This is a genomic window from Dysosmobacter sp. Sow4_B12, assembly GCF_052116665.1.
Lineage (GTDB): Bacteria > Bacillota > Clostridia > Oscillospirales > Oscillospiraceae > Oscillibacter.
On sequence record NZ_JBQKKR010000001.1, the window covers coordinates 596,851 to 610,803 of the forward strand.

15 protein-coding genes are annotated in these 13,953 nt (G+C 60.4%); 13 read left to right on the plus strand and 2 right to left on the minus strand.

Annotated features, from left to right (window positions below; all coding sequences use genetic code 11):
• Window positions 1-75 precede the first annotated feature (75 nt).
• The 5 genes from ACTQ4R_RS03075 (at window position 76) to ACTQ4R_RS03095 (ending at window position 7,745) form a co-directional block, all read left to right on the plus strand.
• Window positions 76-750 carry a response regulator transcription factor gene (locus ACTQ4R_RS03075; protein WP_441625715.1) on the plus strand — a complete coding sequence of 225 codons (675 nt, stop codon included), beginning with the start codon at window positions 76-78 and terminating at the stop codon, window positions 748-750.
• Window positions 747-2,006 (plus strand): sensor histidine kinase, encoded by a 1,260-nt coding sequence (locus ACTQ4R_RS03080; protein ID WP_441625717.1) that lies wholly within the window; start codon window positions 747-749, stop codon window positions 2,004-2,006. The genes ACTQ4R_RS03075 and ACTQ4R_RS03080 overlap by 4 nt, the downstream gene beginning before the upstream one ends.
• Window positions 2,007-2,101: 95 nt before the next feature.
• A complete protein-coding gene (locus ACTQ4R_RS03085) occupies window positions 2,102-3,403 on the plus strand; it encodes a TolC family protein (protein ID WP_441625719.1) in 1,302 nt (433 codons plus the stop codon).
• A gap of 17 nt (window positions 3,404-3,420) precedes the next feature.
• Complete coding sequence (locus ACTQ4R_RS03090) at window positions 3,421-4,641, plus strand: efflux RND transporter periplasmic adaptor subunit (RefSeq protein ID WP_441625721.1); 1,221 nt, start codon at window positions 3,421-3,423, stop codon at window positions 4,639-4,641.
• Entirely contained in the window at window positions 4,641-7,745 is a 3,105-nt protein-coding gene (locus ACTQ4R_RS03095; RefSeq protein ID WP_441625723.1) for an efflux RND transporter permease subunit, read from the plus strand. Before ACTQ4R_RS03090 ends, ACTQ4R_RS03095 begins: the two co-directional genes overlap by 1 nt.
• Window positions 7,746-7,821: 76 nt before the next feature.
• Here ACTQ4R_RS03095 and ACTQ4R_RS03100 read toward each other — a convergent pair whose 3' ends face one another.
• Window positions 7,822-8,706, minus strand: coding sequence for an RsiV family protein (locus tag ACTQ4R_RS03100; protein ID WP_441625725.1), 885 nt, complete (start codon window positions 8,704-8,706; stop codon window positions 7,822-7,824).
• A 23-nt stretch (window positions 8,707-8,729) separates the two neighbouring features.
• Window positions 8,730-9,938: a tRNA(Met) cytidine acetate ligase gene (locus tag ACTQ4R_RS03105; protein WP_441625727.1), complete on the minus strand. Its 1,209-nt coding sequence runs from the start codon at window positions 9,936-9,938 to the stop codon at window positions 8,730-8,732.
• A 199-nt stretch (window positions 9,939-10,137) separates the two neighbouring features.
• On the opposite strand from ACTQ4R_RS03105, the gene ACTQ4R_RS03110 reads away from it, so the two are divergent.
• The 8 genes from ACTQ4R_RS03110 to rpmA all read left to right on the plus strand — a co-directional run bounded on the left by ACTQ4R_RS03110 (window position 10,138) and on the right by rpmA (window position 13,874).
• Window positions 10,138-11,340: an acetate/propionate family kinase gene (locus ACTQ4R_RS03110; RefSeq protein WP_441625729.1), complete on the plus strand. Its 1,203-nt coding sequence runs from the start codon at window positions 10,138-10,140 to the stop codon at window positions 11,338-11,340.
• 23 nt (window positions 11,341-11,363) lie between these two features.
• Complete coding sequence (locus ACTQ4R_RS03115; RefSeq protein WP_441625731.1) at window positions 11,364-11,549, plus strand: hypothetical protein; 186 nt, start codon at window positions 11,364-11,366, stop codon at window positions 11,547-11,549.
• Complete coding sequence (locus ACTQ4R_RS03120) at window positions 11,518-12,204, plus strand: 5'-methylthioadenosine/S-adenosylhomocysteine nucleosidase (protein ID WP_441625733.1); 687 nt, start codon at window positions 11,518-11,520, stop codon at window positions 12,202-12,204. The genes ACTQ4R_RS03115 and ACTQ4R_RS03120 overlap by 32 nt, the downstream gene beginning before the upstream one ends.
• Window position 12,205: 1 nt before the next feature.
• Complete coding sequence (locus ACTQ4R_RS03125; RefSeq protein WP_441625735.1) at window positions 12,206-12,667, plus strand: S-ribosylhomocysteine lyase; 462 nt, start codon at window positions 12,206-12,208, stop codon at window positions 12,665-12,667.
• Window positions 12,660-12,815 (plus strand): hypothetical protein, encoded by a 156-nt coding sequence (locus ACTQ4R_RS03130; protein WP_441625737.1) that lies wholly within the window; start codon window positions 12,660-12,662, stop codon window positions 12,813-12,815. The genes ACTQ4R_RS03125 and ACTQ4R_RS03130 overlap by 8 nt, the downstream gene beginning before the upstream one ends.
• Window positions 12,816-12,907: 92 nt before the next feature.
• A complete protein-coding gene (gene rplU / locus ACTQ4R_RS03135) occupies window positions 12,908-13,219 on the plus strand; it encodes a 50S ribosomal protein L21 (RefSeq protein ID WP_441625739.1) in 312 nt (103 codons plus the stop codon).
• Between the two features lie 2 nt (window positions 13,220-13,221).
• Window positions 13,222-13,554: a ribosomal-processing cysteine protease Prp gene (locus tag ACTQ4R_RS03140; RefSeq protein WP_441625741.1), complete on the plus strand. Its 333-nt coding sequence runs from the start codon at window positions 13,222-13,224 to the stop codon at window positions 13,552-13,554.
• Between the two features lie 38 nt (window positions 13,555-13,592).
• Window positions 13,593-13,874 (plus strand): 50S ribosomal protein L27, encoded by a 282-nt coding sequence (gene rpmA / locus ACTQ4R_RS03145; protein WP_441625743.1) that lies wholly within the window; start codon window positions 13,593-13,595, stop codon window positions 13,872-13,874.
• Window positions 13,875-13,953: the final 79 nt, after the last annotated feature.

The window sequence follows — 13,953 nt, forward strand, 5'->3', positions numbered from 1 at the left end:
ATCTGGAAATACAACAGTCGATTTGTTATAGTAGTTAATTGTGAATTTTTCCTTTTTTCCTTTGGAGGTGCGTGTATGCGGCTTTTGATCGTGGAGGATGAACAAGGCATGGCGGAGGGCCTGCAGGGCCTTCTGGAAAAGCAGGGCTATGCCACCGACCTGGCCTTTGACGGTGACAGCGGCCTGGACAACGGCCTCACCGGGCTGTACGACCTCATCATTCTGGACATCATGCTGCCGGGACGGGACGGTCTTTCCGTACTGAAGGAGCTGCGCCGGGACGGTGTTGAAACGCCGGTTTTGATGCTCACCGCCCGCAGCAGCGTGGCGGACCGCATCCAGGGACTGGACCACGGCGCCGACGATTATCTCACCAAGCCCTTTGACACCGGGGAATTTCTAGCCCGGGTCCGGGCTCTGACCCGGCGCAACGGCGTACCTTTGGAGGAAGAGCCCTCCTTCGGCGACATCCGGCTGGACCGGCGGAAGCTGGAGCTGTGCCGTGGCAATGAGCGGCTGCGGCTGGGGCCCAAGGAATTCCAGGTGATGGAGTGCCTGCTGCTGAACAAAAACCAAATCATCCCCCGGGCGCTGCTGTGCGAGAAGGTGTGGGGACTGCTCAGTGAGGCGGAGTACAACAATGTGGAGGTCTACATCTCTTTTCTGCGGAAAAAGCTGCGTGCCCTCCACTCCAACGTGCAGATCCTCTCCATCCGCAACGCCGGCTACCATCTGGAGGTCCAGCCATGATCCGGAAGCTGCAAAGGAAGATCGTGCTGACCACCACGCTGACCCTGGCCATTCTTGTGGTCCTTGGAAATCTTCTGGTCCATGTGGCGGTGGTGCGGGTGTGCGGCCAGATGACGGACCACATTTTAAGAAGTCTGGCGGAAAACGAGGAGGTCCTTCGAAGCTCTCAGCAGAGTCAATTGGTGGAGGACTTGATCATTGGCAAACTGACCGTCACAAAGGAAGAGTTGTTCAGTCTCCTGACCACCCCCCTGTACGCGGCGGAGATGGCCCCCGATGGCACGCTTCTCTGCTTTGAGGACCTGCGGAGCACCTCTCCCCTGGACCCCGACGACATGGAGGCGGTGCTGCGCACCGTGGGCCAGCGGGAGGCCGGCAGCGGCAGTGCCGGCGGCTTCCGTTACTATAAGGAGGAAAAGCCCTACGGCTATTTTGTCATTCTGGCGGACAACGGACTGGGCTTTTCTCAAAGCATTGGCCGCCATTTGCTGCGGGTGAGCCTCAGCGTCAGCCTCCCGGTGCTGCTTTTGCTGTTTTTTATCAGCGTCATGATGTCCCGCTCTGCCATCTCCCCCGCCGTGGACGCCTTGAAACGGCAAAAGCAGTTCATCTCCGATGCCGGCCACGAATTGAAAACGCCGCTTTCCACCATCGCGGTGAACGCGGCGGTGCTGGACTCGGAGATCGGTCCCAACAAATATATGGACTGCATCCAGTACGAGACCCAGCGCATGGACGTGCTGGTGCGGCAGCTGCTGGAGGTGGCCTGTCTGGATGACCTGGAGCCCTCCAAGCGGCGGGAGTCTTTCTCCCTGTCCGAGGTGGTCTACCAGGCCACGCTGCCCTTTGAGAGTCTGGCTTTCGAGCAGAACATCCGCTACACAACGGATATCCAGGAGCACTGCACCCTGCGGGGCGATCCGGAGCGCATGCGCCAGGTGGCGGGCATCCTGCTGGACAACGCGTTCAAATACTCCCGCCCCGGCGGTGAGGTATCCTTGCGGCTGCATCAAGAGGGGCACCGCATCCTCCTGGAGGTCTACAACACCGGCGACGGCATCGCACCGGAGGACATGCCCCACATTTTCGAACGCTTCTACCGCTGCGACAAGGCCCGCACCGGCAACGGCAGCTACGGCCTCGGCCTGGCCATCGCCCAGTCCGCCGTGGAGGCCGCCGGCGGCGAGATCACCGCGGAGAGCGAATATGGCCGCTGGGCCCGCTTCCGGGTGAGCCTGCGGGATACCGAATTTTAAATTTGTTCACAGTTCTTTTAGGAAGTTTCAATCTTGACTTAAACTTGCCCCCGTAATGTAGGGAAGTCATATCAGAAATAAACGGAGGATTGCATATGCGAAAACAAATCACAGCCATGGCGTTAAGCCTGGCTCTGTGCGGTTCCCTCCTGTCCGCCACAGCGCTGGCCGCGGAAACGCCCAACGCCTCCACAGGCGCGGCTATGGCAGCCGCCGGCACCGCGGGCGGCCAGGCGGTGACACAGAAGGAACTGTATACCGTGGACCCGGAGGGAACGGTCTCCTTTGCCAACCTGGAAGGACGGGTGCGGGAGAATAACCTGACCATCCGGATGCTGGAGGAGTCCATTGCCTCCATCGACGCGGTGGACTATGAAAAGATGTATGACGAGCTGAAAGACGGTCTGAAGCTCATCGCAGGCACCCAGCGGGCCCTGCTCCAGGCGGGACAGATGGATATGGTCCCCAGCGTCTCCGGCGCTTTTACCTCCGAATACATCTTTTCCAACCTGGACGCCCAGTACGATTCCCTGCGGGACACCTTTGATGATTTAAAAGAGGGTAAGCTTCAAGACGACTATGACGCTGTCAAGCGGCAGCTGGAAAACACGGAGAACCAGGTGGTCATGGGGGCGGAAACGCTGTACATGGCCCTTCTGGAAATGCACAACACCCGCGGCAGCCTCCAGCGGCAGCTGGACGCCCTGGACCGGACCGTGGCGGAGATGGAGCTGCGCTACAAGCTGGGTCAGATCTCCGCTTTGACGCTGCAGCAGGTAAAGGACGGCCGCACGCAGCTATCCAGCGGCATCGCCACCCTGGACATGAACATCGGCAACTACACCCGCCAGCTGGAGGTCATGCTGGGTCTGGAGCAGACCGGCACGCTGACCCTGCGGGATACGCCCCAGGTCTCCGACAAGCAGGTGGCGGAAATGGACTATGACACCGCCCTGGCCGCCGCCAAGGAAAAGAGCTACGACCTGTTCGCCGCCCAGCGGACGCTGGATGACGCGGAGGAAACCTACAAGGACAATATCAAGGGATACAGCAAAAACAGCTACCATTACAAAACCGCCGCCCACACCTACGAGGCTGCGAAATACACATACCAGTCCTCCGTCCAGTCCTTCGAGCTGAGCTTCCGGACCATGTACGACGCCGTGGCGGATTACCAGCAGGTGCTGAAGGCCTCCCAGTCCGCCCTGGACTATCAGCGCAGCGCCTGCGCCGCTGCGGAGCTGAAGTACCAGCAGGGCAGCATTTCCAAAAACGCCCTGCTGGAGGCCCGGGACTCCCTGGCCTCCGCCGAGGCGGATGTAGCCACCGCCAAGCACAATCTCTTTTCCGCTTACCACACCTACCTGTGGGCTGTTGAATACGGTATTTTGAACTGATGGAGGACCGAGCGATCATGAATCATAAACGTTACCTTTCCCTTCTGCTGGCTGGGCTGATGCTGCTGGCCCTGGCCGGCTGCGGCAAAAAAGAAGAGCAGGCTGAGGAAGCGGCCTCCGGCACTCCCGTGCAGGTCCAGGAGGTCTCTATGTCCGCCATCGGCACGGAAAACACCGTCTCCGGCCAGGTATCCTCGGACAATGAGCAGATGGTCCTCATCGCCACCTCCGCCAAATGCACCGCCGTCTATTTCCACGCCGGAGACACGGTGGAGGCCGGCGACATCCTCTGCACCCTGGACCTGGCCAGCACCCTGGCCTCCTACAACGCGGCCAGTATCAGTTACAACTCCACGGTCCAGAGCTATCAAGATCAGAAGACGGTGCTGGACCAGCAGGTAGCTCTGGCCGCTGACAACGTGAAAAACACCAAGGCCCTGTTTGAGATCGGCGCCGCCAGCCAGCTGGAGGTGGACCAGGCGGAACTGAATTACGAGTCCGCCGTGGCGGGCCGCAATTCCGCCCTGGCCCAGCTGGAGGCCGGCATTGAAAGCGCCAAGTCCGGTGTGGATCAGCTGAACACCGCCCTGGAGCATGTGGACGGCAGCGGCAACGTCATCGCCCCCATGAGCGGCGTGCTGGCCAGCTTGAACGTCACGGAGAACAGCTTCACCAGCGCCAGCGCTCCCGTAGCCGTCATCGACGACCCCACCCAGATGAAGGTCACCGTCATGGTGTCCGAGACCCTGGTGCCCAAGCTCTCCATCGGCGATCCGGTGGAGGTGTCCGTGTCCTCCCTGGGTAAGACCTTCACCGGCGCCATCCGCTCCGTGGACCAGACCGCCAACATGCAGACAAAGCTGTACTCCGTCACCGTCACCGTGCCCGGCGATGTCAGCGGCCTCCTCACCGGCATGTTCGCCGATGTGACCTTCCGCACGGATTATAACGACAACACCGTGGTCATCCCCACCGAGGCCATCCTCACCAGCGGCGATACCCAGTACGTCTATGTGGTGGAGGACGGTGCCGCCAAGTATGTGCAGGTCACCACCGGCATCACCGGCAGCGGCGTCACCCAGATCACCTCCGGCCTCACTGCCGGGGAGCAGCTGGTGACCGTGGGACAGTCCTACCTGTCCGACGGCGATGCCGTCCGCGTTGTCAGCGGCACGGATGACGCCGCCCTGGCCGATGAGGCGGCGGAGGATACCGCCTCCGGGGAGGAGCAGGGCTAATGAATACTGCGAAGGCTTGTATCCAGCACCGGGTCGCCACGATCCTGGCTGTCATCATGGTGGCAATTTTCGGTGTCATGTACGGCACTCAGCTGCAAATGGCCCTGATGCCGGATATTGAAATGCCCATGGCTTTGGTCATGTGCGTGTATGCCGGCGCCACACCCAGCGACATTGAGGAGCTGGTTACCAAACCGTTGGAATCCGCTGTCATGCAGGTCTCCGGCGTGGACGAGATCACGTCCAAATCCTCTGACAGCGTCGCCATGATCCAAATTACATATGTGGACGGCACGGACCTGGATATCGCCGCCACCAAGCTGCGGGAAAAATTCGACCTCGTGTCGCTTCCGGATGACGCCAACGATCCTGTCATCATCAATATGAACATGAGCGATATGATGCCCACCGTCATGATCGCTCTGATGGGCGATGAGCTGTCAGAGCTCCAGGCTGTGGCGGATGATATAGTCTCCCCCGCTCTGGAGCGCATCGACGGCGTGGCCCAGGTGGAAGTCATGGGCGGCGTGCAGCAGCAGATCTCTGTGGAGCTGAATTCCGCCAAGGTATCCGGCTTCGGCCTGTCCAACAGCTATGTGGCCCAGTTCCTGGCCGGGCAGAACCTGGTGTATCCCGGCGGCGACATGGACAACGGCAGCAAGACCCTCACCGTTTCCACCGACGCCAAGTTCCAGACCGTGGAGGATGTGGCCAACATGCTCATCTCCCTGCCCACCGGCGGCACTGTCCGCTTGTCGGAGATCGCTGATGTATCTCTGGAAAACCAGGACATGGAGGGCATCGCCAAGGTCGGTGACTCCCCCTGCGTGCTCCTGCAGATCTCCAAGCAGTCCGACTCCAATGAGATGGAGATCGCCCAGGCCGTTCTGGACCGGATGGAGGAGCTGGCCGCCGAAAACGGCAATATCTCCTACACGGTCCCCTACTCCGCCAGCGACTACATCAGTGAATCCGTCAACAATGCCTTCCAGAACATTCTCCAAGGCATCGTCCTGGCCGCCGTTGTGGTGTTCCTGTTCCTGCGCAGGGGCGGCTCCACGCTGACCATCTGCCTGTCCATGCCCATTTGCATCCTGGCCGTGTTCATTTTGATGAACGCCCTGGGCTTGACGCTGAACATGCTGTCCCTGGGCGGCATCGCCATGGGCGTTGGCATGATCGTGGATAACTCCATCGTGGTCCTGGAAAACATCATCCGTTTCTCCGCTGAGGGCCGTGACCGCATGAGCGCCTGCGTGGAGGGCACCAAGGAGGTCACCTCCTCCGTCATCGCCTCTACCCTGACCACCGAGGCGGTGTTTGTCCCTCTGGGCATGGTCAGCGGTATGGTGGGCGACATGTTCCGGGACTTCAGCTTGACCATCGTCTCTTTGATCGCCGCCTCCCTGGTGATCTCTTTGACGGTGGTGCCTCTGCTGTGCTACTTCACGCTGAGCGAGGAAAAGGTGGCAAAGTACCAGGCAAAGCTGGAGGCCAAAAAGGCCGCCGGCAAAAAGCCCAACGCGCTGGCGGTCAAGTGCTCCGGCTGGTTCAAAAAGCTCAATGACCTGTATATGCGGCTGCTGCACTACTTCGTCTACCATTTGAAAGCCGGCATGCTGGTCTCCCTGGGTCTGATCATCGTCTTCTGTCTGACGCTGGGAAGCACGACCATGGTCTTGATTCCGGATATGGACCAAGGCCAAGTCTCCGTCAGCATTGAAATGCCCATTGGCTCCAGTCTGAACGAAAGCTCCGCCATTGCCGACCGGGTCGCCGCCATTGTGGAGCGGGATGTTCCGGAGCTGGAGGACATGTATTATCTGGCCCAGGATGAATCCGTAACACTGGGATTGAGCCTGGTGGATAAAAGTGAACGGAAGCGCAGCTCCTTCGACATTGAGGACGACCTGCGCAAATCCCTGCAGGACATCGCCGGCTGCAAGATCACTGTCTCCGCCTCCAGCATGACCTCCTCTCTCAGCGGCAATGATATCAGCGTGGAGATCACCGGCGATGACATGGACACCCTAACCATGATCTCCAATGATTTGATGGCGCAGATCTCCCGGCTGCCCGACGCTGTGAATGTGGACACCACCCTGTCCGAGCAGGTGCCGGAGGTCCGGGTGAAGCTGAACCGTGAGACAGCCGCCCAGTACGGTCTGACCGCAGCGGCCATCGGCGGCGCGGTCCGCGCGGAGCTGACCGGCTCCACGGCCACCACCGTCACCATCAACAACAAAGAGCTGGATGTCGTGGTCAAGGGCGACGGCTCCGCCTCCACCAGCCTGGACGCCCTGCGGTCCATGCCCATCGCCTCCAACTACGGCGGCACCATTCCCTTGAGCGCCGTCGCGGACGTGGTCATTGAGCAGGCGCCCCAGACCATCACCCGGTACAATCAAAACCGCCAGGTGACCATCACCGGCGACACCGTCAGCGGCGACACCACCGCCATGACCAAACAGATCAACGCCATCCTGGCGGATTATCCCGTACCCGACGGGTACACCGTAGAAACAGCCGGCGCCAACGAGGACATGATGGAGAGCTTCGGCGACCTGGGCTTTGCCCTGCTGGTAGCCCTGCTGCTGGTGTATTTCGTGCTGGCGGTACAGTTTGAGTCCTTCGTCATGCCCGCCATGGTCATGATGATCCTGCCTGTAGCCTTCACCGGCGCCCTGTTCGCCCTGCCCATCACCGGCCGGGACCTGTCTATTATGGCGCTGGTCGCCATCATCATGCTGGCCGGCACCGTGGTCAACAGCTCCATCATCTTGATCGAGTACATCAAGATCCGCCGCGGCATGGGTGAGAGCCGCGAGGAAGCCATTCTGCACGCCTGCCCCCTCCGTGTCCGCCCCATTCTGATGACCACCCTCACCACCGTCCTGGCCATGCTGCCCATGGCCCTGGGCATCAGCGGCACCAACGAAATGATGAGCGACATGGGCATTACCATGATCAGCGGCATGGTCATCTCCACCGTGGTCACCCTGGTATTCACGCCTGTGTACTACTCCGTTCTGGATAATCTGTCCACCCGCTTCGGCAAAAAGTCCAAAAAGAACACGCCTAAGCAGGAGCCCGCGGCGGTATAAGAAAAACCGGATCTGCAAAACGCAGGTCCGGTTTTTTTGTTTCCATATTCTGCCCCGCGGCGGTCCGGCAAAAGGATCATTCCACGGTGTCCGTCAGCTCCAGGACCTCTTTTCCGTGGTCGCTGAGGCCGGGAAGCAGCTGCTCATAGGTCAATGTAAACACCTGGGGTCCCGCGGCATAGCAAGCCATCTCATAGGGCGAGTAACCAACGGTCATGCCGGTCTCATCAAAGGAAACAGCATAGCTTCCCCAGTCGGCGGCGATCTCCCGGTAATTCTCCCAGAAGAACTCCTCCGGCGCGGTGCCGTCCTCCGCCGCCCGGGCCTCCGCCTGGCGGATGATCTCCTCTGTCACCAGGTCTCCAATCTCCTGGCTGTCGGTGGCCAGAGCCGCCGGAGAGAAAAACTTGCCGGCCGTCAAATCAAAATTCCAGCTCAGCAGCACTTGATTGGGATGGGCGCCGCCGGTATAGCTGTCACACACGGCGCAAATGCTGACCAGATGCTCCGTGGCATAGACCCGGCAGGTCAAGCTCTCCGTATACATATCGCTTTCGTCCCAAGTTTCTCCGTACTCTTCCCGCCAGGCCCGGTCTGACCGGGCATAGTCCGCCAGCTCCACCAGACGCCCCTCCTCCATCCAGTCGGAAAAGCGGCTGTTAAAGACCTCCACGGCCTCCAGGGCGGCCTTCTCCGCGGGAGAGGCGGCGTCCAACACCTGGGAGCCGTCGCTTCGGACCGCCAGGAGCACCGGGATCTGGTAGCTGTACTCCACCAGCTCCGTGCCGTCGTCATCGCGGATGATGTCGGCATATTCCGTCACTTTCACTGTGTAGGTGACCGTGGTCTCCTCCGGCACCGCCGCCAGGGCGGGCAGGGCGTTTTTCACATCCGTAACGGTCCCTCCGCTACAGGCAGTCAAGGTGCTCAGCACCAGCAGCAGCGCGATCACAGCTCCCATATCCATGCTCCTTTTCTTGGCTTTTACAAAATGACGGGGCCCTCCCGCCATTCCGCACCGCCATGCGCAACAGTCAGATCGGGATACGCCAGGGTATACAGGTCCGTTGCCCGTGCCTCCCATTCAAAGAGGCCGCGGGCAGCTTCCGGCAAAAGCCGGGCATCCGCCGGTTTGGTCAAAACAGGCACCGCCGCGTTCTTTCGCATGCGTCCCAGCAGGGAGCGGCCCGTTTCATTGGCCGCCAGCACCCGCAAATACGGCACTTCAGCCGGAAAGTCGACAGGTGTCAAGCCCAGGTAGCCCCAGAGGATCATCCGGGACAGGCGGGCATAGGCATATCGCTTCGTCTTGGCGGCCTCCAAAGCCTCCTCAACGGAAACGGCGGTGCGGGCGGCCGCATACAGCCGGTGCCACAGGCCCTCCCGCCCCTCGTCCAGGGCGGCAAAGTCCGATTCCCGCATGCTCCGCAGCCGGGCCAATACGGCCCGTTCACAATTCTCCCGGAACACCGGCGCCCGGCCGGCGGCCTCCTCGGCCTCGTAGACGGCTCTCATGGCGGGCGTCATCTCCGACAGGGCCCAGTCCCGTTCTCCCCGCCGCAGCGCCTCCCGGATAAGGGTGGCGGGAGCGGGACCCTCGCCAGGGTCACGGCCGCTGTGGTGCATGCCCTTGCGGGCCACGGTCATGGGACGGACAGCGCTGTTCCTCCGGCGAAGCGCCTTGCAGTATTCGATGCCCAGGGTATTGTTGGGGTCCTCCAGCAGCGCCGCTTCCTCCGCCGGGAGCAGTGCCCCCAGGGCACGCTGCCGGGCGGCGGCAAAGCTGTCGCCCTTGTCCAGCTCCCGCCGGATGAGGCCGTCCATCTCCGGACGAAGCAGGGCCCCGGCTATCCGCTGGAGGGCCGAAGCATCCCCACACTCACTGCCGAAAACCAGCTCCGTCACAAGGCCCGTTCCCAGCAGCACCTGCACGCCGCCGTCGGCAAACCGCTCCGCCGACGCCACCGCCCAGGGCAAGGGCAGCTCCAGCACCAGGTCCATGCCGCTCTCCACAGCGGCCCGGGCCCGGGCGTGCTTGCGCACCAGGGCAAAGTCCCCCCGCTGGACGAAATTGCCGCTCATGACGCCGATGACGGCGGTATCCGCCCCCAGAAGGGCGCGGGTCTGCTCCAGCAGATAGCGGTGTCCGCGGTGCATGGGATTGTATTCTATAATGATACCTGCAATTTGCATAGATTTCACCCTCGATTCGGTGACAAAAAAGTGACATTTCGGTAAAAATGGTAGTTGTAACCTGGAAAATCTCTGCTATAATAACTATTGTGTAGGATTCCGCCCGGTTACAGTGGAATTTTCTTGTGCCCATTTTATATCAATTCCGGGATCGCCGCAAGGCCTTCCCCAAAAGAAGAAAAAAGAGGAGTCGTGAATCATGAACATTCTCGTCATCAACGCTGGCAGTTCTTCCTTGAAGTATCAGCTGCTCAATCCCGAGACCGGCGTGCTGCTGGCCAAGGGCCTGTGCGAGCGCATCGGCATCGACGGCAAGTTTACCTATAAGCCCCAGGTGGAGGGCAAGGAAGTTCTGGATGCCGTTGACGTGGCCATGCCCACCCATTCCGAGGCTATCCAGGCGGTGCTGAACGCCCTGGTGGACGCCAAGAACGGCGTCATCGGCTCCATGAAGGAGATCGACGCCGTGGGTCACCGGGTGGTGCACGGCGGTGAGGCGTTCAACAAGTCCGTCCTCATCACCGACGAGGTCATGAAGGCCATTGAGGACTGCATCCCCCTGGCTCCTCTCCACAACCCCGCCAACCTGACCGGCATCCGCGCCTGCCAGCAGGTCATGCCCGGCGTGCCCATGGTGGCTGTGTTTGATACCGCCTTCCACCAGACCATGCCCGCCAAGGCCTACATGTATGCCCTGCCCTACGAGTACTATGAGAACGACAAGGTCCGCCGCTACGGCTTCCACGGCACCTCTCATAAGTACGTGGCCGGCCGTGCCGCCGCCATGCTGGGCAAGAAGCCCGAGGAACTGAAGCTCATCTCCTGCCACCTGGGCAACGGCTCCTCCGTTACCGCCATCGACGGCGGCAAGAGCGTGGACACCTCCATGGGCTTCACTCCCCTGGCTGGCCTGCCCATGGGCACCCGCTCCGGTGACCTGGACGCCGGTATCCTGCAGTATGTCATGAACAAGTACGGCATGAACATCGACGAGATGCTGAACGTGCTGAACAAGAAGTCCGGCGTGCAGGGCGTGTCCGGCGTTTCTTCCGACTTCCGTGACCTGGAGAACGCCCACAAGGAGGGCAACGAGCGCGCCGGTCTGGCCGTGGATATGTTCAACTACGGCGTGAAGAAGCTCATCGGCGCGTATGCCGCCGCCATGGGCGGCGTGGACGCCATCATCTTCACCGCCGGCGTGGGTGAGAACTCCGCCAACCAGCGTCTGGCCATCGCCAGCGGCCTGGAATTCATGGGCGTGAAGATGGACGCCGAGGCCAACAATGTCCGGGGCAAGGAGACCGTCATCTCCGCCGCCGACTCCAAGGTGAAGGTCCTGCTGATCCCCACCAACGAGGAGCTCATGATCGCCATGGACACCGCCGCCATCGTCAAAGGCTGATTTTTCAAGGTGACCGAACCGGGATGGACGAAACGTCCATCCCGGTTTTTTCGATTTTCGCCTGTATCCGGGAAGAAAGAATTGCCGGAGCGAAAGATCTATGTTATGCTGTTGAAAACACCGCTTCTGCCGGCGCTTTTTTCCACGCCGTTTCATTGCCATTTAGGAAGCACATTTATGAAGATCGCCCTGCAATTCGCCATGCCTGAAGAGCTCCGCGCCCTGCCCGGAGCCGAGGACCTCGCACCTATGAAAACCATTTCCGGAGTTCCCCTTTTTGAAATTGCCCCCGGCATTCCCGCCTGCGTAGGCGGCGTCAGCAAAGTCAACGCCGCCATGGCGGCCGAGATCCTCTGCCTGCGCTTCGGGATGGACATGATCCTCAACGCAGGCGTGGCCGGCTGCGCCACAGACCTGCCCACCGGCAGTCTGGTGGTGGCCTCTGAATTCATCCAGCACGATGTGGACACCACCGCCGTCGGAGACCCCATCGGCCTGGTATCCACCGTCAACCGGGTAGCCTTCCCCACCTGGGAGCCTGCGCGCTGCACGGCGCTGCTGCAATCTCTGGGACATTCCGCCGTTACCGGCCGGGTGGCCACAGGCGACTGGTTCGCCGTCAAGGGTGACCGCGCCCGGTGGATCGCCGACACGTTCCATCCCACGCTGGTGGAAATGGAGGGCGGCGCCATCGCCCAGGTTTGCCTGCGAAACGGCGTGAAGTTCGCGGCAGTAAAATCTGTTTCCGACCATCTGTTTTCTGACAATCAGACGGAGGAATATTTTGATTTTGGATACGCGCTGAAGGAATTGGGCAAGGTCGTTCTCCCCTTTGCCCTGGCCCTGCAGAAGGAGGAAGCTTGACATGGATCAAATCACCAGCTTCACCGTGGATCGCACCAAGCTTGTACCCGGACTGTACTACTCCCGCCGTGACGGCGACGTCGTCACCTTTGACCTGCGGTTCAAAAGGCCCAACACCGGCGATCTGCTGACCAACAGCGAGATGCACTCCACCGAGCATCTCATCGCCACCTTGCTGCATCATTCCGAGGACAAGGAGGCTGTCCTCTACTTTGGTCCCATGGGCTGCCAGACCGGCTTCTACTTTTTGTTTGACAATCGGCTGCTGTCTCTGGAGGGGGCCATTGAGCTGTTGAAAGAGGTGTTTTCCGCTGCCGCGGCCTACGAGGGTGAGATCCCCGGCAAGAGCGCCGCGGAGTGCGGAAACTACATCAACCTGGATATAAATGCCTGCAAGCCTGTCTGCAAGTTCTACGCGGAGCTGATCCGGGACTGGACTGTGGAAAAGCTCTCTTATGACTGACTGGGAAAAAGCTGCGATCCCGGCAAAAAGCACTGGCGGAGCAGCGGACTTTTCGGCAGGTGCTCCGCTTGATTGCTCTCTTTTGATCTTTTTATCATTTTTCCGCATTTTTCCCTCGAAAGCCGTTGACAAATTCTCTTTGCATTGATATACTTGATAAGCCGCTTTGAATGGGTCTACAAGTGCGCCCAGGCGCCGCCCCCGACAGCGAGCCCGCAAATGAAGGAGTTGAATCAAGTAATGAACGCAATCATCGTGACCGGCGGCAAGCAGTACAAGGTCGCTGAGGGCGACGTGGTCTACATCGAGAAGCTGGACCAGGAAGCCGGCGACACCGTCAAGTTCGACCAGGTCCTGGCTATCCTGGACGGTGACAAGGCCACCTTCGGCACCCCCGTTGTGGAGGGCGCTTCCGTGGAGGCCAAGATCGTCAAGAACGGCAAGGGCAAGAAGATCCGCATCTTCAAGTACAACGCCAAGAAGGGTTACCGCAAGCGTCAGGGCCATCGTCAGCCTTACACCAAGGTTGAGATCGGCAAGATCTCTGTCTGAGCATGACCACTGTCACATTCCGCATGGAGGGCGACCGGATCACCGGCTTTGACTCCCAAGGCCACAGCGGCTACGCCGAGGAGGGCGCGGACATTGTCTGCGCGGGCATCACCAGCGCCATCCGCCTGGTGGAGGCCACTATCAACGACGTGCTGGGTCTGGCGGCATCTGTGAAGGTCCGGGAAAGTGACGCGTCCATCTCCCTCCGCCTCCCCGGGGGCCTGGCTCCCACGGCGGAGAGCACCTGTCAGGCACTTCTGACGGGACTGATGGTCTACTTTGCCGAGCTCCACGACGAGTTCCCCGACAACATTGAAGTTTTGGAGGAAGAATAACTCCTCTCCATCATTCTAAAGAAAGGATGGTCCGTATCATGATTCGTATTGGTCTTCAGTTCTTCGCCCACAAGAAGGGCGGCGGCTCCACCAAGAACGGCCGTGACTCCGAGTCCAAGCGCCTGGGTCCCAAGCGCGCTGATGGTCAGTTTGTCAAGGCCGGCAACATCCTGGTCCGCCAGCGCGGCACCCACATCCATCCCGGTGTGAACGTTGGTATCGGCACTGACGATACTCTGTTCGCCAAGGTGGACGGTGTGCTCCGTTTTGAGCGCCTGGGTAAGGATCGTAAGCAGGCTTCTGTTTACGCCGCTGAGTAATCAGTCACTGGAGAGCCCCGAACAATGCTGTTCGGGGCTCTTTTTCCGGTAAGGCGTCCGCATCCGAGCATATGACCGG